The sequence below is a fragment of the Citrobacter sp. S55_ASV_140 genome (assembly GCF_018919505.1).
Taxonomy (GTDB): Bacteria; Pseudomonadota; Gammaproteobacteria; order Enterobacterales; family Enterobacteriaceae; genus Citrobacter; species Citrobacter werkmanii.
Map to the genome: position 1 here is coordinate 15734 of NZ_JAHLQZ010000028.1, position 21009 is coordinate 36742.

General features: G+C 52.0%; 22 protein-coding genes and 1 tRNA gene. 11 read left to right on the forward strand and 12 right to left on the reverse strand.

The features are described 5' to 3' along the window. The first annotated feature begins 19 nt into the window (after window positions 1–19). Window positions 20–2776: a TMAO reductase system sensor histidine kinase/response regulator TorS gene (gene torS / locus KQJ18_RS07115; protein WP_216421723.1), complete on the forward strand. Its 2757-nt coding sequence runs from the start codon at window positions 20–22 to the stop codon at window positions 2774–2776. Window positions 2777–2813: 37 nt separating this feature from the next. Here the strand turns inward: torS and KQJ18_RS07120 are convergent. Next, window positions 2814–2890 (reverse strand) — tRNA-Arg (locus KQJ18_RS07120). 38 nt (window positions 2891–2928) lie between these two features. Then, window positions 2929–3108, reverse strand: coding sequence for a hypothetical protein (locus KQJ18_RS07125; RefSeq protein WP_069324008.1), 180 nt, complete (start codon window positions 3106–3108; stop codon window positions 2929–2931). A 37-nt stretch (window positions 3109–3145) separates the two neighbouring features. Here KQJ18_RS07125 and fimW point away from each other — a divergent pair, with 37 nt between their 5' ends. The 3 genes from fimW (at window position 3146) to fimZ (ending at window position 6067) form a co-directional block, all read left to right on the forward strand. Next, entirely contained in the window at window positions 3146–3739 is a 594-nt protein-coding gene (gene fimW / locus KQJ18_RS07130; RefSeq protein ID WP_085047585.1) for a fimbria biosynthesis transcriptional regulator FimW, read from the forward strand. Between the two features lie 386 nt (window positions 3740–4125). Further along, on the forward strand, window positions 4126–4848 hold the full coding sequence (locus KQJ18_RS07135) for a fimbriae Y protein (RefSeq protein WP_185655915.1): 723 nt from the start codon (window positions 4126–4128) through the stop codon (window positions 4846–4848). 586 nt (window positions 4849–5434) lie between these two features. Next, a complete protein-coding gene (gene fimZ / locus KQJ18_RS07140) occupies window positions 5435–6067 on the forward strand; it encodes a fimbria biosynthesis transcriptional regulator FimZ (protein ID WP_185655562.1) in 633 nt (210 codons plus the stop codon). 49 nt (window positions 6068–6116) lie between these two features. On the opposite strand, the gene sfmF is transcribed toward fimZ, so the two are convergent. The 6 genes from sfmF to fimA form a co-directional block, all read right to left on the reverse strand. Then, the gene (gene sfmF / locus KQJ18_RS07145) at window positions 6117–6653 is read right to left on the reverse strand and encodes a fimbria assembly protein (protein WP_185655561.1); all 537 of its coding nucleotides are present in this window, start codon (window positions 6651–6653) and stop codon (window positions 6117–6119) included. Further along, window positions 6646–7653, reverse strand: a complete 1008-nt coding sequence (fimH, locus tag KQJ18_RS07150; RefSeq protein WP_038638504.1) for a type 1 fimbria D-mannose specific adhesin FimH — start codon at window positions 7651–7653, stop codon at window positions 6646–6648. The genes sfmF and fimH overlap by 8 nt, the downstream gene beginning before the upstream one ends. Before the next feature lie 4 nt (window positions 7654–7657). Then, a complete protein-coding gene (locus KQJ18_RS07155; RefSeq protein WP_216421724.1) occupies window positions 7658–10279 on the reverse strand; it encodes a fimbrial biogenesis usher protein in 2622 nt (873 codons plus the stop codon). A gap of 7 nt (window positions 10280–10286) precedes the next feature. Beyond that, entirely contained in the window at window positions 10287–10979 is a 693-nt protein-coding gene (gene fimC / locus KQJ18_RS07160) for a type 1 fimbria chaperone FimC (RefSeq protein WP_087857086.1), read from the reverse strand. Between the two features lie 41 nt (window positions 10980–11020). Next, the gene (fimI, locus tag KQJ18_RS07165) at window positions 11021–11554 is read right to left on the reverse strand and encodes a type 1 fimbrial protein subunit FimI (RefSeq protein WP_087857085.1); all 534 of its coding nucleotides are present in this window, start codon (window positions 11552–11554) and stop codon (window positions 11021–11023) included. Between the two features lie 77 nt (window positions 11555–11631). After that, on the reverse strand, window positions 11632–12201 hold the full coding sequence (gene fimA / locus KQJ18_RS07170) for a type 1 fimbrial major subunit FimA (RefSeq protein WP_038638492.1): 570 nt from the start codon (window positions 12199–12201) through the stop codon (window positions 11632–11634). 572 nt (window positions 12202–12773) lie between these two features. On the opposite strand from fimA, the gene folD reads away from it, so the two are divergent. The 3 genes from folD to KQJ18_RS07185 all read left to right on the forward strand — a co-directional run bounded on the left by folD (window position 12774) and on the right by KQJ18_RS07185 (window position 14441). Continuing rightward, a complete protein-coding gene (gene folD, locus KQJ18_RS07175) occupies window positions 12774–13640 on the forward strand; it encodes a bifunctional methylenetetrahydrofolate dehydrogenase/methenyltetrahydrofolate cyclohydrolase FolD (protein ID WP_003021887.1) in 867 nt (288 codons plus the stop codon). A 1-nt stretch (window position 13641) separates the two neighbouring features. After that, a complete protein-coding gene (gene ybcJ / locus KQJ18_RS07180) occupies window positions 13642–13854 on the forward strand; it encodes a ribosome-associated protein YbcJ (RefSeq protein ID WP_085047592.1) in 213 nt (70 codons plus the stop codon). 125 nt (window positions 13855–13979) lie between these two features. Further along, complete coding sequence (locus tag KQJ18_RS07185) at window positions 13980–14441, forward strand: metal-dependent hydrolase (RefSeq protein ID WP_216421726.1); 462 nt, start codon at window positions 13980–13982, stop codon at window positions 14439–14441. Between the two features lie 125 nt (window positions 14442–14566). Here the strand turns inward: KQJ18_RS07185 and cysS are convergent, their stop codons facing one another. After that, window positions 14567–15952: a cysteine--tRNA ligase gene (cysS, locus tag KQJ18_RS07190; protein WP_003831109.1), complete on the reverse strand. Its 1386-nt coding sequence runs from the start codon at window positions 15950–15952 to the stop codon at window positions 14567–14569. Window positions 15953–16125: 173 nt separating this feature from the next. Between cysS and ppiB the strand changes: the two genes are divergently transcribed. The 4 genes from ppiB (at window position 16126) to purK (ending at window position 19157) form a co-directional block, all read left to right on the forward strand. Beyond that, entirely contained in the window at window positions 16126–16620 is a 495-nt protein-coding gene (gene ppiB, locus KQJ18_RS07195) for a peptidylprolyl isomerase B (protein ID WP_003021875.1), read from the forward strand. A 2-nt stretch (window positions 16621–16622) separates the two neighbouring features. Next, the gene (gene lpxH / locus KQJ18_RS07200) at window positions 16623–17345 is read left to right on the forward strand and encodes a UDP-2,3-diacylglucosamine diphosphatase (RefSeq protein ID WP_110498605.1); all 723 of its coding nucleotides are present in this window, start codon (window positions 16623–16625) and stop codon (window positions 17343–17345) included. A gap of 238 nt (window positions 17346–17583) precedes the next feature. After that, the gene (purE, locus tag KQJ18_RS07205) at window positions 17584–18093 is read left to right on the forward strand and encodes a 5-(carboxyamino)imidazole ribonucleotide mutase (protein WP_042309959.1); all 510 of its coding nucleotides are present in this window, start codon (window positions 17584–17586) and stop codon (window positions 18091–18093) included. Then, window positions 18090–19157: a 5-(carboxyamino)imidazole ribonucleotide synthase gene (purK, locus tag KQJ18_RS07210; RefSeq protein WP_216421727.1), complete on the forward strand. Its 1068-nt coding sequence runs from the start codon at window positions 18090–18092 to the stop codon at window positions 19155–19157. Before purE ends, purK begins: the two co-directional genes overlap by 4 nt. Window positions 19158–19198: 41 nt before the next feature. Here purK and KQJ18_RS07215 read toward each other — a convergent pair whose 3' ends face one another. The 3 genes from KQJ18_RS07215 to KQJ18_RS24630 form a co-directional block, all read right to left on the reverse strand. After that, window positions 19199–20092 (reverse strand): carbamate kinase, encoded by an 894-nt coding sequence (locus KQJ18_RS07215; RefSeq protein ID WP_085047596.1) that lies wholly within the window; start codon window positions 20090–20092, stop codon window positions 19199–19201. 3 nt (window positions 20093–20095) lie between these two features. Next, window positions 20096–20905, reverse strand: a complete 810-nt coding sequence (locus KQJ18_RS07220) for a DUF2877 domain-containing protein (protein WP_085047597.1) — start codon at window positions 20903–20905, stop codon at window positions 20096–20098. A gap of 11 nt (window positions 20906–20916) precedes the next feature. Then, window positions 20917–21009: hypothetical protein (locus tag KQJ18_RS24630; protein WP_253297464.1), on the reverse strand; the 93-nt coding region annotated here is incomplete at its 5' end.

Below are 21009 nucleotides of genomic sequence, written 5' to 3' on the forward strand. Positions count from 1 at the left end.
AATCTGTGGCGACCAGATAGTGAATTTATCTCTGACCAAACGACTGTGGATTGGCTTTGCGCTGATGGCGGCACTGACCCTCATCAGCACGCTGGTAGGCTGGTATAACCTGCGTTTTGTCAGCCAGGTTGAGCAGGCCAATACTCAGGCGCTTATCCCGACCATGGATATGGCGCGCCAGCTCAGCGAAGCCAGCGCCTGGGAACTGTTTGCCGCGCAGAATCTGACTACCGCAGATAATGAAAATATGTGGCTGGCTCAGGGACGGATGTTAACCGCCCAAAGCCTGAAAATAACTGCATTACTGAAAACCCTTCGTGAGCAGGGCTTTGACACTTCGGCCATTGAACAACAGGAAAAAGAGATCGCCCAGTCGTTAAGCCATCAGGGGGAGATGGTTGGCGAGCGTTTGAAGCTACGCGATCAACAGCAGCAACTCAGCCAGCAAATTGTTGAGGCCACCACAGACGTAGCCGAAATGGCGCGCGGACAGGCCAATAATGCCGCCACGTCTGCGGGCGCTACTCAGGCAAGTATTTATGATCTGATCGAAGGCCGTCAGGGCCAGGCCGCTGAACAAGCGCTGGACAGGCTCATTGATATCGATCTGGAATATTATAATCAGATGAACGAACTGCGTCTGAGCGCGTTACGGGTGCAGCAAAGGGTGATGAATCTGGGGAATAACCAGGCGCAGAATAACCTGGCGGCGCTGGAAACCCAGCTCAATGCCGCCGTCAGAGTGCTTCACCGCCGACAAATTCGTATTGAGGATCCGGTGGTACGCGCTCAGGTTGCCAATACCGTCGATACGATTGGCCGTTATGTTGATCTGCTGGCCCTGTATCGTCAGGATAATGACATCACCACCCGGTTACAGATCTTATCGCAGAACAATATCGAGCAATTCACCCGTTTCAGTAGCGAAGTCAGTCAGTTGGTGGACATCATCGGCCAACGCAACCAGACCGGACTGGCGCATCTCAAACAAGCCAGCCAGCGCGGGCAAAACCTGTTGTTGCTGTTGAGCGGCGTCTCATTATGCCTGTTGATTCTCATTCTTTGGCGTGTGGTTTATCGCTCAGTCACCCGTCCGCTGGCACATCAGACGCAGGCGTTACAGCGCCTTCTGGAAGGCGATATTGATTCCCCCTTCCCGGAAACCGCGGGTGTTCGCGAACTGGATACCATTGGTCGTTTGATGGATGCCTTTCGTACCAGCGTTCATACGCTCAATAGCCATCGTGAGCATCTGGCTGCTCAGGTTAAAGCTCGCACCGCAGAGCTTCGTTCTCTGGTATATGAACACCGACAAGCGCGCGCTGAGGCCGAAAAAGCCAACCAGGCGAAATCGGCGTTTCTTGCCGCCATGAGCCATGAAATACGCACTCCGCTGTATGGGATCCTTGGCACCGCGCAATTGCTCTCAGACAATCCCGCACTGGCGCAGCATCGGGACAATTTACGCGCCATCACCGACTCGGGCGAGTCTCTACTGACCATCCTTAACGATATTCTGGACTATTCCGCCATCGAAGCTGGTGGTAAAAATGTAGCGATCGGCGATGAACCTTTTGAACACAAACCCTTGCTGGAAAGTTCGCTTCAGCTAATGCACGGCCGTGTCGCGAGTCGCCCCGTCGAGTTGGTAGCGGAATTTGCCGATGACGTGCCCATTGCCCTACGCGGCGATCCGCGGCGCATCCGACAAATTATTACTAACTTATTAAACAACGCACTACGCTTTACCGATCATGGACACATCATCCTGCGTAGCCGGCGTGAAAACAAAGACTGGTATATCGAGGTTGAAGATACCGGATGTGGGATTGACCCCTCCCGTCAGCGCGATATTTTTCAGCCGTTTGTACAAGTCAGCGGCAAACGTGGAGGAACCGGACTGGGACTCACCATCAGCGCAAGTCTGGCTCAGGCGATGCAGGGAGAATTGAGCGTTACCAGTACACCCGGTGTCGGGAGTTGTTTTCGCCTGCGATTACCATTACGCGCGGCCGCAATGCCCATGGTTGAATCCATCCAACACAGGGTATCGTTACAAGGTTTACGTTTATTACTTATTGAGGATAATCCCCTCACGCAGCGCATCAGCACGGAAATGCTCACTCTCAATGGTGCGCAGGTCACCGCTGCCGACAGCGCTGCTAATGCGCTAAAAATATTGCAGAAAGATGCTCGTTATGACGCTGCCCTGGTTGATTTCGATCTGCCGGATATCGACGGTATCACGCTGGCACAACAGTTAATTCGCGCGTATCCAGGGCTTAACCTGATTGGCTTTAGCGCGCACGTTATCGACGAAACGCTTAGCCAAAGAACCAGCACCTTGTTTCTCGGCATTATTCAAAAACCGGTCCCCCGGGATGAACTCAGTCGGCTGATTACCCATTATCTGCGCGATAACGAAGCCATTTCGCAACCCCCTGGGGGGGAAAGCGCACGGTTGGACACTCAGCAATTGGCCGACGATATCCAGGCCATGGGAGTACAAAAAGTACATGAATGGTTAGCACTCTTTAAGCAACATACCCTGCCTTTATTAGATGACATTGACGCTGCACGCGCAGAAGGCGAATACGAGCAGCTAAAGCGCCTGGCGCATCAGCTCAAAAGCAGTTGTGCCAGCATGGGAATGCGCTCAGCCAGCAAGATGTGTGCAGCGCTGGAACAACAGCCGTTTGCGGATTTTTCACTCAGAGAGGAAGTGCAACGCAGTCTTAATGAAGTAGAAATATGGCTGGAGAAGGAAAAGTCGTAGCGGTACGCAGAAGCTAAGAATTGGACTTACTGTGAAATGGTACGCCCTGTAGGATTCGAACCTACGACCTACGGCTTAGAAGGCCGTTGCTCTATCCAACTGAGCTAAGGGCGCATTGTGAAGTGATAACTTCATGCAGAGAAACGCGTGAATTATACGGTCAGCGCTTGCTGAGTCAATGCCTTTTGTTTCAGTTGCTGGTGAAGTGTACGAATGTTGATTTTTTCTGGTCGTTCAAGGGTATCCAGGAAATCACCTGGTAACAACTCAGCCCGCATAGCGCCAGATTTAAGGATACATGTATTTAGAATATTTATGATTTTGCTTAACATTCCCTTACCCCCTTTCCAGCGGTTCAGGAACGCTTCAATGTTAAGTATCGCCATCAAGGAAGAAAATAGTCACTTCGAACACGGGCTGAAAATCATTATTTCCCATCTGGCAAGTCAGTGGCATCAGGAGATTAGTTTTTTGCCTGTCGAGGAGATCGATCGCGCAGACATCGCGTTTATCTCACTGGATGAAGATTGGCTCAGCGCCGAATGCTATCAGGTTCCGGTTCACACCAGGCGCCAACACCGGGTGGTGATCTGCAACAGAAACGATAAAGATAAGCTGATGTTCCGGCCCTGCCTGTACATGTTGCCGCTGATCTATCGGGAAGATGACGTTGACGAGATCACCAAAAAATTAGTCCTCATCTTGCAAAAACGCGCGTTACGCAACAGCGTACCGGCGACTATCTGCCATTACTGCACCACCCGCAACTTTTCTATTGCAGAGCGCCAGTTCTTAATGTTTCTTGCCAGCGGATATACGTTAGCCGAAACCGCTCACCTGCTCTCAATCAGCGATATCCATGCCAAAGCAACCCGTCGCAGCATTATGAAAAAGCTGCACGTGAAAAACGATCAGCAATTCTTAAGATACATCCGGGCGCATCTGAACTTTCTACAAAATTAGGTGGAACCTCTCCGCCTAATTTTTTATTGAGAAATATCTCACCATCAATTAAGTATCGGCTCCTACTGTACCTGGCAACTGACTGCCAGAATAATCCAGTCATACTATTCATGAGGTAACCGAAAGGCACACCCGGTAATATTTTAACTAATCCCAGAGAGAGGTTGCACTGGATAAAACGATCTTTTGGGCATTGAGTAAGACATCAGAAAACTTCCGGCAGATTATTCTGATGGGATACTCAATTGCCAGTCTGGTGATTGTTGAAGACATTGAAACCCAACGGCACAAGGGAACTCACCGTCGCGCTGGAAAAATTTGGGTCAGGGATGTTTGTTGTCAGCAATTTATCCAGACCTGCCGCAACAGAAATGGAATGGAAACGGATGCACAGCGCAAAACGCCGGGAACGACATCGCCGTATACGAAACGCTAACTGTACCCATCAATATCCCCACTGTACCTCACAAGTATTCGACCAAATCGAGTATCTGGCGCAAAAAATCGAATACACCATACCGGGCGATACTATATCTCAGGCGATTATTACAGGGGACTATTATCTTGCCTATACACTGAGCCGCCATTTATTCTCAGGCACGCGCACCGCGATCTTCAGGTCCATTGAATCGGCGCTGGTCTGCCTGCAAAAGTCGGTCATTAGTCAGTTAGTGGTTGATATGAAAGGCTTAACAAGCTCTTACTTCGATATTCTTCAGTGCCTGCGCCAACTACTTAAACAGCGGAATGATATCCAAATCTTCATATTGCTTTCCAGTCATGATGAAGATCTTAAAACCTTTATATCACTGTCTGGCCCCTTTTATATCTTATCACGCAGTCTACACCTCCCAGAGATGCGTCAGGCGTTATTATCCCCAGTGCTAAATTATATTCATTCGAGGCGCATAAAGCAGGTCGATTGGGAGATGGTGACCTTACTTTTACAAGGTAACTCCTTAAAAAAGATTGCTCAGTTACAGACACAACCCTACCACCGCATCATCTATCGCCTGAACCAGTTGATTACCCGCCTGGGATTACCAAACCGGCAGCGCTTTTTGCATCTGATACATCGTCTAAACGTTACCTCTCATCATTTAATTTAACACCATAACCCTATGTCCAGTAAGATTTTTTAGGAAATTACTTATTTTAGCATGAGAAAATTGATCCAATTTTCACAAATATTTAATATTTACAACTATTCCTGGTATTATAGATACCACCTCTTCCACACTTAACCTTACTGTTTCTGCGTACATCGCTCGAAAATAGTGTTCCCGCTGACTTAACAAAACCTAAACAATTAGCTTATTGTATCGTTTTTACTATTTAAAATAAATTTTCAATCTGCCATAATTCGAACCGCAGATAAATAATGCCAATAGTCATTAACACATCTGGATCTTTCAGAACATCCTAACTGCCATTAACAATCGGGATGTTGTAAGTCTTTTCCGAAAGAGCGGAGCAGGTATAATCCTCACTGTTTCCTGATTAATTGTTAGTTTTTCCAGTGTGAAATGGATGTTCCACAAATTCATTGTTCTGCAGAAGAACAACCGAATAAACAAGGACGAAATAGTATTTATTCGGTTCTCCTCAGAACAACTCTTGGCTATTTGACAATATTATAACGCCTGATGTTTTATCAAATTCGCAAGATACGCAAACAGTTTGAGGCATACAACAATGAAACCAGCATCCGTTATCATTATGGACGAACACCCTATTGTCAGAATGTCGATAGAAGTACTCCTCGAAAAAAACAGTAATATTCAGGTTGTGCTGAAAACCGATGACAGCCGCGCGGCAATAGAACATCTACGCACGTACCCTGTCGATCTTGTCATCCTGGATATTGAACTGCCTGGCTCTGATGGCTTTACATTACTCAAGAGAATAAAATCATTGCAGGAGAATACTCGGGTGCTATTTCTGTCTTCAAAATCTGAGTCTTTTTATGCCGGGCGCGCTATTCGCGCCGGGGCAAATGGTTTTGTCAGTAAACGAAAGGATCTAAATGATATCTACAATGCGGTAAAAATGATTTTATCAGGATATTCTTTTTTCCCTTCGGATACACTGAACTTTATTAACAATATAAATGTGCAAAAAGGTGTATTAAATGATATGCCGCTCTCTAACCGCGAGGTGACGGTTTTACGTTATCTGGCAAACGGGCTATCCAACAAGGAAATTGCTGAGCAATTGCTACTCAGCAATAAAACGATTAGCGCTCACAAAGCTAATATCTACTCCAAGCTCGGTTTGCATACCATCGTTGAACTGATCGACTACGCCAAAATGCATGAATTAATGTAACAACACTCCCGGCGAGATGTCGTTCGGGAGTGTTTTGTCAGCGCAATGATTAGTTATAGTTAATCATAAACGTGGCATCGGCCCTGGCGACCCCGGGCTGCACCCCATCAGCCAGCGCGATATAGTTGGCAAAAAAAGTCAGCGTGGCATTGCCATTCTCATCAATACCGACGGTCTGGCTGGCCTGCTCAAGCGGCAATCGCGTCCGGTCGCTATCGCGCAGCTCAATCGCCACCTTTTGCGCCATAAGCGCGTTATCGAGCGCCAGTAGCGTAGTACCTGGGGCCGGGGTCCCGGAGAACGTTATCGACGCGGATCCCGGCGGGCAGCCTTCAAGCTTCAGCGTAAACGAGACCGGTTGGGTGGTGTCTCCGCTGGTCTGTAACTGCTTTGTCGGCCTGGTACCTAAATCAACCGACTTATTGCTGTCGCTGGCAATCACCGCGCAGGTAAAATCCACCACGTTACCGCGCAGTTCAATATTGATTTCTCCCAGCGACGAGGCGGCCTGGCATAACGCGCTGAATGCCAGCATCGGCATAATCGCCAGAAATGCCCATGCGGCGGGCTTTTGCTTATTAGTCATAGTCCACTCGCAGATAGCCACGGGCAGTAAAAGGCCCTTCCGTGGGTTTATTACCCGTCACGCTGACCGGCCATGTCCGGATCCCAACACTCGCCGCGGCGTTGTCGTCCAGTTGAAATGGAATAGTGCTGGACAGATTGTTAGGCGTTAGCGGATTACCGCTGCTGTCGGCAACAATGAAACCTAAATCCGGGTTGTTTGAAACCATCATTTGCCCGGAGGCTTTCTCCGCTTCTACCCGCATGGTCAAGTAGGCCTGAGCGGCAACGTTGGTGCATTTTATGGCCACCGTTTTAGTCTGCGGATTGATACCTTCGGGCTTGTTGCCCGCGCCCGCCTTGCTAAACAGCGATGCGCCAATATCGCCAAAATCAAACTCGACAATCTGTCCGGCGTTCACTTCGCAGTTTTGTGGAACCTCCACCTTACCGCTGTAGCTAATGGTGTAAACCGGCGTACTCAGCGCATCTCCGGTACTGGTGGTGACATAGACTCTGAACATCGTCTGCCGGGGAATAGGCACCATGTTAATAAATGAGCGGATCACTTTGAGTTTAAACACCAGCTTTGAATCCATTACGCCAAAAGGTTGCTGCTTCGGCACGTTAGGGTGAGTCCCCATGCGGATATAGTTACGCGGGGGATAAAACAACCCGGCGTAACTGTCGGTGATGCTCATAGCCCCCAGCAGGTAGTCATTGAGTTTCAGGTACTGAAAACCGCCCTCGGTACTTTGAACCGGAAGTTCAGTGACATAACTTCGATAGGTATAATCCACCGTCGTCCCTGCCGGACAGGTGGCATTGACGCCAATCCAGCCTGATTTTTCCGGCAACGTTACCACCTGTCCCGGCTGGTTGTTGCTGCTGTTAAAGACATTCGACAGATCGTAAAAAACATCCGTTGGTGTGCCATTCGAATTTTGGCAGACCGTTGCCCAGGACGGTTGCGCCATCAGCAGTAACGCGCTTGCCAGTAACAAACCTGTTTGTCGTTTCATCGTATTATTCCTGTCGTGCCGCTGGCGATTCGCACGTCACATTCGTGAGCGTCACCGCCTGTTTCAGGCTCTCTTCAGGCAAGGCATAATGCGCCACGCAACGAGCTTTTGCGCCTTCCCCCCATTGGATCAGCAACTCGCCTTTAAGCGGCAGGCCGCTCAGGTAAATTTGCCCGTCTTCACCCACCATACTGGTCACGCCGCTGGTGTTTTCACGTACCACGGAGCCAAATGGCACAGGTTTACCGGCATATTTCGCCGTCATCAGCGCCCGCACACCGATACGTGTATCAAACGCCGCTCGCACCAATGCTCCTTGCGTTGGCACGACGCTGCTGACGTTGTTTTCCACATCGGTATTGTTGTTCATCGAATTGGTGTCTAACGCGACGCGGTTATAGCGATAGACGGTGGCATACGGCATCACCGCGTATCCACGCCAGTCGGTCTGCACGCCGGTCTGGTTTTCTATCCGCACGCCCTGAGCGCCTGGCGCTTTGATCAACACATTGGTATCGCCGAGCGGCTGACTAAGCGTAATGCCGTCCTCATGCCCTATCACACCGCCGGCGAGCTGCCAGTTGTAGTCATGCTGGTCGCGGTCGTAGTTGTATCCCACGCCCAGCGTGCCATAGGCCGCCTGCCAGTTAGCGCTGGCGTTTCCGCTGTAACCATTAGTACTGCTGTGACCCTGATTCACGCTATAGCTCAGGTTACGGCCATCCAGCAACGTACCGCCGATCCCGCTCTGCCAGCTATTTTGTCCGTTGCTATTGCGGTTGGCATTAAAGGTGGCGTAGGTGCGATCGAAGGCATTATCACGCGAGTAACGCCGCCCGCTCAGCAGGCTGAACGGGATTGACATATTGAACGCCATAATGCGGTCGGTGTCGGAGATGCCGACTGATTCATTCCACGACCAGGAGAGTGAATAGCTAATCCCCTGCCAACCACTGGCATAGCCCAGTTGATACCAGGTATTGGTGTCTGAGGTATTCCAGTACGTTTGCTGGCTACCTGAGATATACAGCGATCCGTAATCCCCCAGATTCTGCGAAATGTTGATCTGAAAACGGCCTTTCTTTCTGTAGCTCAGATTGTGGTAACTCTTCACATCCGGCACGTCGTGGCGATTGCCTTCGCTGTCGTATTCGTACTCATAGCCTTCCATACTGCGATACGCGACGTCGTCGAGGGTATAGAAGCCACGCGTAGAGTAGCGGTAGCCCAACAGCTGAAAGTTAGTGCCAAAATTGTTCAATGACTTCGCATACAGGAAACGCAGAGACTGCCCCTGGTGCGTACTGTCATCCGCCAGTTGGCTGCGCGCATGGGTTAAATCGACGGAAACTGCCCCCCAATCCCCCAGATTTCGGCCAGTACCTAAAACTACCGCAGTGTAACGTGAGGCTAACTGCGTACCACCATAAGCGGTATACCCCTCTGGTAACCCGGCGATTAATGTTCCCTGGAAAAAGAACGGTGAGGATTGCTGGCTATTGCCGCTGCGAAAATCCCCGGCAATCACGTCATACTTGAAACGCCCTTCTCGCTGTAACAACGGAACCGTGGAGTACGGCACCGTATAGCGCTGCTGGCTACCGTCTTTCTCATCCACCGTCACCTCAAGGTCACCGCTGGAGGAGGTCGGGTTAAGATCGGTTATCGCAAAAGCGCCCGGTGAAACATAACTTTGATAAATCACGTAGCCATTCTGACGAATAGTCAGTTTCGCTGCGGTACGCGCAATGCCACGTACGGTAGGCGCGTAGCCTTGTAAGCTGTCGGGATACATGCTGTCTGAGGAATAGAGTCGCGCGCCACGAAAACCGACGCTGTCAAAAACGTCATTTCCGGTATTGCTGTCGCCCATCACCAGTTCACCCTTCAGCGGGATAACCGCGCGCTGAAGCCATGTACCGATGTTTTTCCAGCTTTGTGAATGGTATCCGTCACCTTTGGAATAGCTCCACGCACCGTTGTTCCTTAGCCGCCAGGGTCCATAGTTCAGGCCACTCAACATGCTCAGGAAATAGCTGTCAGTATCGCTCCCACGGCTACCGGTAAAGTTATAATTAATCAGCGCCGCCGGGATCCCTTCATCCCATTCGTCCGGTGGAATGTAGCCGCGCGCGCTGTTTAACATCGACGCCTGCGGCAGACTGATGTTTAAGCGCAAAGTAGAAAAATCAAAGGCAACTTCACTGCCGGGAATCGCCTCAGGCAAATTGATACAGGTCGCGTTCGGATCCTGACTGAGTGCCGGAAACGCGGCAATATTAACGCCCAGGCGTTTTACCCAGTCGAGTCCAAAGCATGGCATCAGTCCGCCAGACTTCTCCCCTGCCTTTCCCGCACTGCTGGCAAAATGAATGTCCTGGGTAGCAACGAATTCATCATTGCGCCAGATATCCACACGATAAACGCCTTCAGGCTGATGATTACCTTTTTCAAAACGTGATAAATCCGCCACGGTTGCCGTATCCGCAGATAAAAATGCCGGATTGAAATAGCTTTCCCCATGGCTTAAAGAGGGAAAGAGCGCCGCCAGCGTGGACAACGCCACCCCCGCCAGCGGTGGCGTAACCCCCGGTAACAGGTCAGGAAAATACGTTGTCTTATTCATCGTTATCTCAACGCACGCTTACCGTTTGGGCGGTGGTCACCGCGCCATAATCATTGACCGTCTGGAAGGTAACGTTGCCCTGTACGCCCGTTGGCAGCAGCACCTGCGTATCGCTTTTCGGCGCAACCATGACGTTATCGATCTTCGTTTTCCCCACATTGAGGTTGACCAGGGTGACGTAATACGCAGACGGATTGTTGATTTTCAGGTGGTTGCCGGAACGGGAAAACTGCAGCATGCCGGGGGCATCTTCCGGGATGTGCGGCAGATTATTTGGGCGGACAAAAAGTTTAATGCGCGACAAAATCGCCAGCTGCAGAACGTTTTTACCCTCAAGGCTGTTCTTGTTGACTGACGGAATGGCTTTCACGTTCATCCAGAACAGCGATTCACGGTCTTTTGGCAGCGGCGCGCCTGCGTAGATGATACGCAACGTGTTTTCACTTTTAGCCTCACTGACAAACAACGGAGGCGTCACGACAAACGATTTTTCTTTAACCCCTGCGCTATTCTCGATCCATGAATTTACCAGGTAACGTTCTTTGGTATCGCTATTGCTAATAGACAGCGAAGTTTGCTTGGCATCAGCTGGATAAATAACACGGGTAGCGCCTAATGCAATGCCGCCGGCTGCCTGCACACTGGCAGCAGAAAATAAGGCCAGTAAAAGGATAAAACCTGATTTTAGATTATTAAACATAGCTACAAATACCTTTGATGCGATTATCGTTGGGAAATAAATCAGGGATAAACCAACGTAAACCACACGTCTGAACGAAGTATTCCCGGTGTGATATTTTCCGAGACGGCCCGATAGCGAGCAGTGAAATGAAACGTCATCTCTTGGGTGATAATCGGCGCGTAATGAAGCGGTAGCGCATTAGGAATTATTTGCCGTTGTCGCTCGTCAAATAACGCCAGACCAACCCCCGAAGATGCAGACGCATCGCCGCTGGCCAGAAAAACCTGCGGATCTTCCGCTGGCGTCACACCGGCAAACGCAATCCCGACGTGGTCATAAACATCAGAACTGCACGACGTTAATCGCAGTGAAAACGGTACGCTGGTAGAGGCAAAGCTTCCCGTTCCGGAGAAGGCATTGGTACGATATTGCCCCATTTGCACCCGCAAATTCTGGCTGTCGGTGGCGACCGTACAGGCGCCGTTAACGAGCTGTCCCCGTAAGTGGAGGCGTCCGCTTTCCAGTATTACCGTATGAGCAAGCGCAGGCATTACGCACAGCATTCCCGCCAGCGCCACGCCTTTCCCTATCATCTGCCGCATCCTTTTTCATCCCCGGATATTGCCTCATCCAATGAGGCGAACATCATCCTTGCGCGAATCTGAACGGCTTATTCGTACTTCATGATAAACGTCGCGTCGGCATTCGCCTGACCCGGCGTAGCGCTGGTCGCGGTCGCTTTATAACGGGCAGAGAAACGCAGGGTGTTGGTCCCTTCTACCAGCGCCTGAGCGGTAGAGAAGGTTGCTCCATCCGGCTTCAGCGCCGTGGACGTATTGTCCAGAATTTCAATCCCTACACCGCCCGCGGTAGTGCTGTTATCCGAGGAGGAAACGGCCAGCAGGTTATTGTTAGTGATGTCGGTCTGGCCAGAGAAAGCAACCGCGGCGGTCGCAGCCACTTTCGGGTCGCAGTCGTTCAGTACGATAGTGAACGGGATTTGTGCCGTGGTATCACCGACTGCAGTAAAACTGGCGGTACGATACTGGCCTAACGTAACAACCTGATCGGATGACTGAGTGCTGACGGCACAGGCTGCATTGACCAGTTCACCTTCAAAATGAACAGTACCGCCGCTAACGCTTACCGGATCGGTCGCCGCCGGATCGGCCGCAACCGCTGCGCCCGCGACTAACATCAGGCTGGCAATAACAGAAGAGGCTATTAATTTACGTTTCATGGATTTCCCTTGAATTACACACATCCGGCTCCGGCGTCCTGCGGGATCCGTTTGAATCATTATCGACATTAAATGTCAGGCGAATTATCTCTGCATCCTGTAAAGATATATATCGCAAGAGAATTAGCTAACCTTTACCCAACTCTCCGAGTATTTGATTCACTAATTAATCTTCGCGAATATGACTATTTCGTCACAGCGTTAAATTAAACATTTAAATTAATGAAAAATACCTGCAAATCCTTTTAATGGCCCTGGCTAATTCTTATTGGGATCCAGGAAAAATCCGAGTAAAAATGAGGTAAAGACATCATAATCAAACGTAACAGACTGGTTTATGGTGCATTAACCTTGAAAACACCAGGGTGATGAGTTGTTTCATTGACGTTAAATTTAATTAGCATGATCATGAATGATGCGCAGGGCTTCAGCGACTGAACTGCCCCTGCTCACTGACCGCTCTCCCCGCGATCGCACGTAAAAACGCAAACGAAAACTGACAGCACGTTCTGCTTCTGACAAAATAGTGACATCCCCTTCGATTTAACGTAACAGATGGAATCCTCTCTCTGATGGCAGCAAAGATTATTGACGGTAAAACGATTGCGCAGCAGGTGCGCTCTGAGGTTGCTCAAAAAGTTCAGGCGCGTTTAGCGGCTGGATTACGCGCCCCGGGCCTGGCTGTTGTGCTGGTAGGCAGCAACCCGGCTTCGCAGATTTATGTCGCGAGTAAACGCAAAGCCTGTGACGAAGTGGGGTTTGTCTCCCGCTCATATGACCTGCCTGAAACCACCAGCGAGGCGGAGCTTCTTGAGCTGATCGATACGCTCAACGCAGATACCACCATCGACGGTATCCTGGTACAACTGCCATTACCGGCAGGTATCGACAACGTTAAGGTGCTGGAACGTATCGCACCAGATAAAGACGTAGACGGTTTCCACCCGTATAACGTTGGTCGTCTGTGTCAACGCGCGCCGCGTCTGCGTCCATGTACTCCGCGCGGGATTGTCACTCTGCTTGAGCGTTACAACATCGATACCTATGGTCTGAACGCCGTAGTGATTGGCGCTTCAAATATTGTCGGTCGCCCGATGAGCATGGAGCTGCTGCTGGCTGGTTGCACCACTACGGTCACCCACCGATTCACCAAAGATCTGCGTCGCCACGTAGAGCATGCGGACCTGCTGATTGTTGCTGTCGGCAAACCGGGCTTTATACCCGGCGAGTGGATCAAAGAAGGTGCGATTGTGATTGATGTCGGCATCAACCGTCTGGAGAATGGTAAAGTAGTGGGCGATGTGGTCTTTGAAGATGCAGCCGCACGTGCGTCATATATCACGCCAGTACCGGGCGGCGTAGGCCCAATGACTGTCGCCACACTTATCGAAAACACGCTACAGGCGTGTGTTGAATACCATGATGTAAAGGACGTTTAAGATGGCCACATTTTCACTGGGTAAGCACCCACACGTTGAACTCTGCGATTTGCTGAAGCTGGAAGGCTGGAGCGAAAGCGGCGCCCAGGCAAAGATCGCTATTGGCGAAGGCTTGGTGAAGGTCGATGGCGCGGTTGAAACGCGCAAACGCTGTAAAATCGTTGCCGGACAGACCGTCAGCTTTGAAGGCCACAGCATTAACATCGTAGCGTGACCCCAAGTGCCGGATGAGGTTAACGCCCTGTCCGGCCGCTTCCCCGTCTCATTTTCAGATAATAACTTCATCCCCACTTCACAGTGAACAGTTAGCATGTCGTTTTCCCACATGAAGCGAACATCATGCCAACCATCGTTACTCACGCGGCCGTTCCACTCTGTTTAGGATTAGGTCTCGGACTTAAAGTCATCCCCCCACGATTACTGTTTACTGGCGTCATTCTGGCGATGCTGCCGGATGCCGACGTGCTGTCATTTAAGCTTGGCGTCGCCTACGGCAACGTGTTTGGCCACCGTGGATTTACCCACTCACTGCTGTTCGCCTTTGTCGTGCCGCTACTTTGCGTATTGATTGGCCGACGATGGTTTAAAGCCGGATTGATTCGCTGCTGGCTATTCCTGACAGTTTCACTGCTATCGCACAGTGTGCTGGATTCTGTCACCACCGGCGGCAAAGGCGTCGGCTGGCTGTGGCCGTGGTCGGATGAACGCTTTTTCGCGCCGTGGCAGGTGATTAAAGTCGCGCCGTTCGCGCTGTCACGCTATGCGACCCCTTACGGGCATCAGGTGATTATTTCGGAATGATGATGGGTGTGCTGTGGTGGTATCGAAAATATTAATCTGCCGGATGCGACGCGCTGCGTCTTATCCGGCCTACACTCGCTCTTTTGTAGGCCCGGTAAGCGTAGGTGCCACCGGGCATTACAGAGTTACTTACGACGCCAGGTGGTGCCCTGCGGACCATCTTCCAGCACGATGCCCATCTCGTTGAGACGGTCACGCGCGGCGTCGGCCGCCGCCCAGTCTTTCGCCTTACGGGCGTCCAGACGCTGCTGGATTAACGCTTCAATTTCGGCGACTTCACCGTCATCCGCCTGCGCGCCGCTTTGCAGGAATGCTTCTGGATCCTGTTCCAGCAAGCCCAGCACGCTGGAGAGCTTACGCAGATGCGCAGCCATACCGTTCGCCGCCGCCATATCTTCACCCTTCAGGCGGTTAACTTCACGCGCCATATCAAACAGCACGGAGTACGCTTCCGGGGTGTTGAAGTCGTCGTCCATCGCTTCAATGAAACGCGCTTCAAAGGCCTCGCCACCCGCAGGGGCAACGGATTTGTCAGTGCCGCGCAGCGCAGTGTACAGACGTTCCAGCGCAGAACGCGCCTGTTTCAGGTTCTCTTCGCTGTAGTTCAACTGGCTACGGTAATGCCCTGACATCAGGAAGTAGCGAATGGTTTCGGCGTCGTAGTATTTCAGCACGTCGCGCACGGTAAAGAAGTTGCCCAGCGATTTGGACATTTTCTCGCGGTCAACCATCACCATCCCGGAGTGCATCCAGTAGTTCACGTATTCGCCATCGTGCGCACAGGTGGACTGGGCAATTTCGTTTTCATGGTGCGGGAACATCAGGTCGGAGCCGCCACCGTGAATATCAAAATGGTTGCCCAACTGTTTGCAGTTCATCGCCGAACACTCGATATGCCAGCCCGGACGACCAGCGCCCCACGGAGATGGCCAGCTCGGTTCACCCTCTTTGGACATTTTCCATAACACGAAGTCCATCGGGTTGCGCTTCACGTCAACCACGTCAACGCGTGCGCCTGCCTGCAGTTGATCCAGATCCTGGCGTGACAACTGACCGTAATTCGGATCAGTCGGGACATCGAACATCACGTCGCCATTATCGGCAACATAGGCGTGACCTTTGGCGATCAGTTGTTCGGTGATCTCAATAATCTCGGCGATATGATGCGTAGCGCGAGGTTCCAGATCCGGGCGCAGAATATTCAGCGCATCGAAATCGCTATGCATTTCCGCAATCATTCGATCGACCAGCGCGACAAAGCTCTCGCCGTTTTCATTCGCGCGCTTGATGATTTTGTCGTCGATATCGGTAATGTTGCGCACATACTTCAGCTTATAGCCGAGGAAGCGCAGATAACGCGCAACGACGTCGAAAGAAACGAAAGTACGTCCGTGGCCAATATGACAGAGATCGTAAACGGTAATACCACACACGTACATGCCGACTTCCCCGGCATGAATAGGTTTGAATTCCTCTTTTTGGCGCGTCAGTGTATTAAAGATTTTTAACATCGAAGATTCCGTGTAGACGTGTGTGGGTAATAATATCCGTATAATACATATTATTCGTAATCGAAGCAGCACACTTTGCAAGGTGATCGCAGCTTGCGGTTATGCTATAACACACCCCTAACTCTGACCCTTACCAGGGTCGAAGCACCAATCTATCGGAACAGGATGCAAAAATGGTTACTTTCCACACTAATCACGGCGATATCGTAATCAAAACGTTTGATGATAAAGCGCCTGAAACAGTTAAAAACTTCCTGGACTACTGCCGCGAAGGTTTTTATAACAACACCATTTTCCACCGTGTTATTAACGGTTTCATGATCCAGGGCGGTGGTTTCGAGCCGGGCATGAAGCAAAAAGCCACGAAAGAAGCGATCAAAAACGAAGCGAACAACGGTCTGAAAAACACCCGTGGTACGCTGGCAATGGCGCGTACTCAGGCTCCGCACTCCGCAACCGCACAGTTCTTCATCAACGTTGCTGACAATGACTTCCTGAACTTCTCTGGCGAAAGCATGCAAGGTTGGGGTTACTGCGTGTTTGCTGAAGTTGTTGAAGGCATGGACGTGGTTGATAAAATCAAAGGCGTTTCCACTGGTCGCAGCGGGATGCATCAGGATGTGCCGAAAGAAGACGTCATCATCGAAAACGTGACCGTCAGCGAGTAATCGTGGCGACACTGTTTATTGCAGATCTTCACCTCTGCACAGAAGAACCGGCGATCACCGCCGGTTTTCTGCGTTTTTTAGCCGGTGATGCGCGACAAGCCGATGCGCTGTACATTCTCGGCGACCTGTTCGAAGCCTGGATTGGCGACGACGACCCTAATCCACTGCATCATCAAATAGCCGCAGCGATAAAAGCACTGGTTGATTCCGGCGTTCCCTGCTTTTTTATTCACGGCAACCGTGATTTTCTGCTTGGCAAACGTTTTGCCCGTGAGAGCGGCATGACCTTACTGCCCGAAGAGAAAGTGCTCGATCTGTATGGTCGCAAGGTGCTGATCATGCATGGCGATACGTTATGCACCGACGATGCTGGCTATCAGGCGTTTCGCGCCAAAGTGCATCAACACTGGCTACAAAAACTATTCCTCGCCCTGCCATTGTTCATTCGCCAACGTATTGCCGCGAAAATGCGCGCCAACAGCAAAGCAGCCAACAGCAGTAAGTCGCTGGAGATCATGGATGTGAATCAGCAGGCCGTTATTGCCGAGCTGGAAAAACATCAGGCCCAGTGGTTAATTCACGGTCATACCCACCGTCCGGCAGTCCACGAACTTACGGCCAATGGGCAACCCGCCTTCCGCGTAGTATTAGGCGCCTGGCACAGCGAAGGTTCGATGATCAAAGTCACACCACACGACGTTGAACTGATCGCATTCCCGTTTTAATTCTGCAAATACCCCGTTCCTCTTTACACAAAACTATTCGAGTTGCATCGAGGCGGCAAATCCGTGAATCCCCTGGAGCTGACTAAAGTAAGTGACTGGGGTGAGCAGATGCAGCCAACAAAGAGGCAGCTTGAAGAGTGAAGTGTAAAGCGCGCAATCGTTTTCCTTGACGGTGAATTATGCTATTCTCTGTGCCCTCAAAAGTCGAGTGTAGTGCACCACAGGAGTTTTCAGACGCATGTCTTCCCGCAATAATCCGGCGCGTGTCGCCATCGTGATGGGGTCCAAAAGCGACTGGGCTACCATGCAGTTCGCCGCCGAAATCTTCGAAATGCTGGACGTTCCACACCATGTTGAGGTCGTCTCCGCCCACCGTACCCCAGACAAACTGTTCAGTTTCGCCGAAGGCGCTGAAGAAAACGGTTATCAGGTGATTATTGCCGGTGCCGGTGGTGCTGCACATTTGCCAGGAATGATTGCGGCGAAAACGCTGGTGCCTGTTTTAGGCGTTCCGGTACAAAGCGCAGCGTTGAGCGGCGTAGACAGTCTCTACTCCATCGTACAGATGCCTCGCGGTATTCCGGTGGGCACGCTGGCGATCGGCAAAGCGGGCGCAGCCAATGCGGCCCTGCTGGCCGCGCAAATTCTGGCAACACACGACAAAGAATTGCATCAGCGTCTGGCTGAGTGGCGTAAAGCGCAAACCGATGAGGTACTGGAGAACCCGGACCCGCGAGGTGTCGCATGAAGCAGGTCTGTGTACTCGGCAATGGTCAGCTAGGACGCATGCTGCGTCAGGCCGGTGAGCCGCTGGGGATTGCGGTCTGGCCCGTCGGGCTGGACGCCGAACCCGCTGCCGTTCCTTTTCAACAAAGCGTGATTACCGCTGAGATTGAGCGCTGGCCGGAAACGGCGCTCACTCGCGAACTGGCGCGTCACCCGGCGTTTGTTAACCGCGACGTCTTCCCGATTATTGCTGACCGTCTGACGCAAAAACAGCTTTTTGACAAACTCAACCTGGCGACCGCACCATGGCAACTGCTGGCGGATAAAATCGAATGGTCTGCGGTGTTTGACAAACTCGGCGAGTTGGCGATTGTGAAGCGTCGCGTCGGCGGCTACGACGGTCGTGGACAGTGGCGTTTACGCGCGAATGAAACCAAACAACTGCCAGACGACTGCTACGGCGAGTGCATCGTCGAGCGAGGAATCAACTTCTCCGGTGAAGTCTCGCTGGTTGGCGCACGTGCGCACGACGGCAGCACCGTCTTCTATCCGCTGACTCATAACCTGCATCAGGACGGCATTCTGCGCACCAGCGTGGTATTTCCGCAGGCTAACGCTAAACAACAGGCGCAGGCCGAAGCGATGCTCTCTGCCATCATGCAGGAGCTGGGCTATGTCGGTGTGATGGCGATGGAGTGTTTCATCACCCCGGAAGGTTTGCTGATCAATGAACTGGCTCCGCGCGTACACAACAGCGGGCACTGGACGCAAAACGGCGCCAGCATCAGCCAGTTTGAACTGCACCTGCGCGCCATTACCGGCCTGCCGTTGCCGACGCCGGTGGTGAACAATCCTTCGGTGATGGTAAACCTGATCGGCAGCGACCTGAACTATGACTGGCTGAAGCTGCCGCTGGTGCATCTGCACTGGTATGACAAAGAGGTACGCGAAGGGCGTAAGGTGGGACACCTGAATCTGAGCGACAGCGATACCGCGCGCCTTAGCGCCACGCTGGAAGCGCTCATTCCCCTGCTGCCGCCGGAATATTCCAGCGGCATCATCTGGGCGCAGTCAAAGCTGAAATAAACCGATACGGGAGGTGCGCCTGCGCACGCCTCCCGTTACTTTTACAGACGAATGCAGGTTCCGGCTTTCCCCGCCAACGTGTCTTCAATGCGAGACAGCGCGCCAATCCACGCGGGTTTTCCACGTCGCTTCACGTATCCGCTTACGGCTGTCACCTTTGGCCCCATCGAACCATCGGCTTTAGCAAACGGCGCCAGTTCATCAGGAGAGGCTTGACGAATCGCACGTTGCTCTGGCGTGCCCCAGTTCTCATAGACCGCATCAGCATCGGTGAGGATAACCAGACCGTCGGCATCGATCTGTTCAGCCAGCAATGCCGCCGCCAGATCCTTATCAATGACCGCTTCAGACCCTACCCCTTCCCCGGTCACCGGCACGCCGCCACCGCCGCTACAAATCACCACATGGCCTTCTTTGAGCAAGAGCTTAATGGCATCGCTTTCGACGATCTGGCGAGGCTCAGGCGAGGCGACAACACGACGCAGGTATTTGCCGTCACGTTTCATATGCCAGCCGTAGGTGGCTTCCAGTTGCGTTTGTTCTTCAGGCGAATACACCGGGCCGATAAATTTTTCCGGCGCCATAAACGCGGGATCGTCTTCAGACACCACAATTCGCGTTAACACTGTGGTCACCGGCGGCATCTCCGGTTCAGCGGTCAGACTTTGCGCCAACATATAACCAATCATGCCCTGAGTCTCTGCCACCAGCACATCCAGCGGGTAAGGTTCAACCTCTTTCCAGGCAAGATTCTGTAACGACAACAGACCAACCTGCGGCCCATTGCCATGTACGATGGCCAGGCGGTACGAACGTGCCAGACGCGCCAGGGCAGGTACGGCGCTGGCAATATTACGATATTGATTTTCTGCCGTCAGCGCCTCGCCGCGCTGCAATAATGCGTTGCCGCCAAGAGCAACAACCAGCGTTTTCATTCCCTATCCTTCTATAATTTGTTGCCCAAGCCAGAACCCCAACAAGGTGTCTGCGCCGGAGGTATGCCCGAGCGCCAGCAGCGAATTTATCGCCGCGTCCATCCTTTGGTGTCGGCCCAAAGCATGAGTGAAGTGGAGCAAAGGTGAAGCGAAGTACCCTAATGCCGCGTAGCGTAAGTAGCTCACGCTAACCACAGTCGTCGCCAGTTGAAGATTGCCGGAATATTCAAAGAAACGATGGCCGGAATCCTTATTCAGCGCGCCGAAATACCAGGCGGCCAGCAGCATTCCGGTCAGCGTATCATCATGACTGGGCGTTAAACCTGGCCCCTTGCCTAACCACTGCCGCCAGTCTGTCGACAAGCCAGCCAGCGCCGAGAAAAAGCAATGGCGGAACTGACGTAACTCGGGGCACAAAGGCAAATTTGCCGCCAGCATTAACGGCCCGAATAATCCCGTTTCCTCGCCGCGATCCATCCAGGCGGATGCAAGGCGCGGGGCATGTGGACGGGACGTTATTTTCAACGAACAACAACGCTGCGGTTGGCGTAACAGAAACGGTCCCAGCACAATCCCCTCGGGGACAGCCTGAGGGGTTTCGCTACCGCTTAACGCCGTACGCAGCGCATCAAAGTCAGGCGCACGGATCACCCATCCTCCCGGGCTAAAACCACTGCCCTGGCGGTGCAGCGTTAACAGTGCGCCCCCTTCGGCCACAAGGTTAATCGAGCGCCGCCAGATCCCGGATAGCTGCCATGACTGGCGAAAATCCGGAGACTGCTGACTGCCCATCAGAGGACGGATGATCATCATGCGCGGCTCTCTTAGCTAATGCCCATACTTTCAGCCAGCGCTTCCAGAGCCAGCTCAAAGCAGGCCAGCGGCGCACGAACGGTGCCCGCGCCGATCTGACCAAT

Excerpts from the sequence above, each read along its gene's own strand:
- KQJ18_RS07125 (WP_069324008.1), bottom strand. The coding sequence starts at position 3,108 with ATGTTAAGCAAAATCATAAATATTCTAAATACATGTATCCTTAAATCT.
- fimW (WP_085047585.1), top strand. The coding sequence starts at position 3,146 with ATGTTAAGTATCGCCATCAAGGAAGAAAATAGTCACTTCGAACACGGG.
- KQJ18_RS07135 (WP_185655915.1), top strand. The coding sequence starts at position 4,126 with ATGCACAGCGCAAAACGCCGGGAACGACATCGCCGTATACGAAACGCT.
- fimZ (WP_185655562.1), top strand. The coding sequence starts at position 5,435 with ATGAAACCAGCATCCGTTATCATTATGGACGAACACCCTATTGTCAGA.
- sfmF (WP_185655561.1), bottom strand. The coding sequence starts at position 6,653 with ATGACTAATAAGCAAAAGCCCGCCGCATGGGCATTTCTGGCGATTATG.
- fimH (WP_038638504.1), bottom strand. The coding sequence starts at position 7,653 with ATGAAACGACAAACAGGTTTGTTACTGGCAAGCGCGTTACTGCTGATG.
- KQJ18_RS07155 (WP_216421724.1), bottom strand. The coding sequence starts at position 10,279 with ATGAATAAGACAACGTATTTTCCTGACCTGTTACCGGGGGTTACGCCA.
- fimC (WP_087857086.1), bottom strand. The coding sequence starts at position 10,979 with ATGTTTAATAATCTAAAATCAGGTTTTATCCTTTTACTGGCCTTATTT.
- fimI (WP_087857085.1), bottom strand. The coding sequence starts at position 11,554 with ATGATAGGGAAAGGCGTGGCGCTGGCGGGAATGCTGTGCGTAATGCCT.
- fimA (WP_038638492.1), bottom strand. The coding sequence starts at position 12,201 with ATGAAACGTAAATTAATAGCCTCTTCTGTTATTGCCAGCCTGATGTTA.
- folD (WP_003021887.1), top strand. The coding sequence starts at position 12,774 with ATGGCAGCAAAGATTATTGACGGTAAAACGATTGCGCAGCAGGTGCGC.
- ybcJ (WP_085047592.1), top strand. The coding sequence starts at position 13,642 with ATGGCCACATTTTCACTGGGTAAGCACCCACACGTTGAACTCTGCGAT.
- KQJ18_RS07185 (WP_216421726.1), top strand. The coding sequence starts at position 13,980 with ATGCCAACCATCGTTACTCACGCGGCCGTTCCACTCTGTTTAGGATTA.
- cysS (WP_003831109.1), bottom strand. The coding sequence starts at position 15,952 with ATGTTAAAAATCTTTAATACACTGACGCGCCAAAAAGAGGAATTCAAA.
- ppiB (WP_003021875.1), top strand. The coding sequence starts at position 16,126 with ATGGTTACTTTCCACACTAATCACGGCGATATCGTAATCAAAACGTTT.
- purE (WP_042309959.1), top strand. The coding sequence starts at position 17,584 with ATGTCTTCCCGCAATAATCCGGCGCGTGTCGCCATCGTGATGGGGTCC.
- purK (WP_216421727.1), top strand. The coding sequence starts at position 18,090 with ATGAAGCAGGTCTGTGTACTCGGCAATGGTCAGCTAGGACGCATGCTG.
- KQJ18_RS07215 (WP_085047596.1), bottom strand. The coding sequence starts at position 20,092 with ATGAAAACGCTGGTTGTTGCTCTTGGCGGCAACGCATTATTGCAGCGC.
- KQJ18_RS07220 (WP_085047597.1), bottom strand. The coding sequence starts at position 20,905 with ATGATGATCATCCGTCCTCTGATGGGCAGTCAGCAGTCTCCGGATTTT.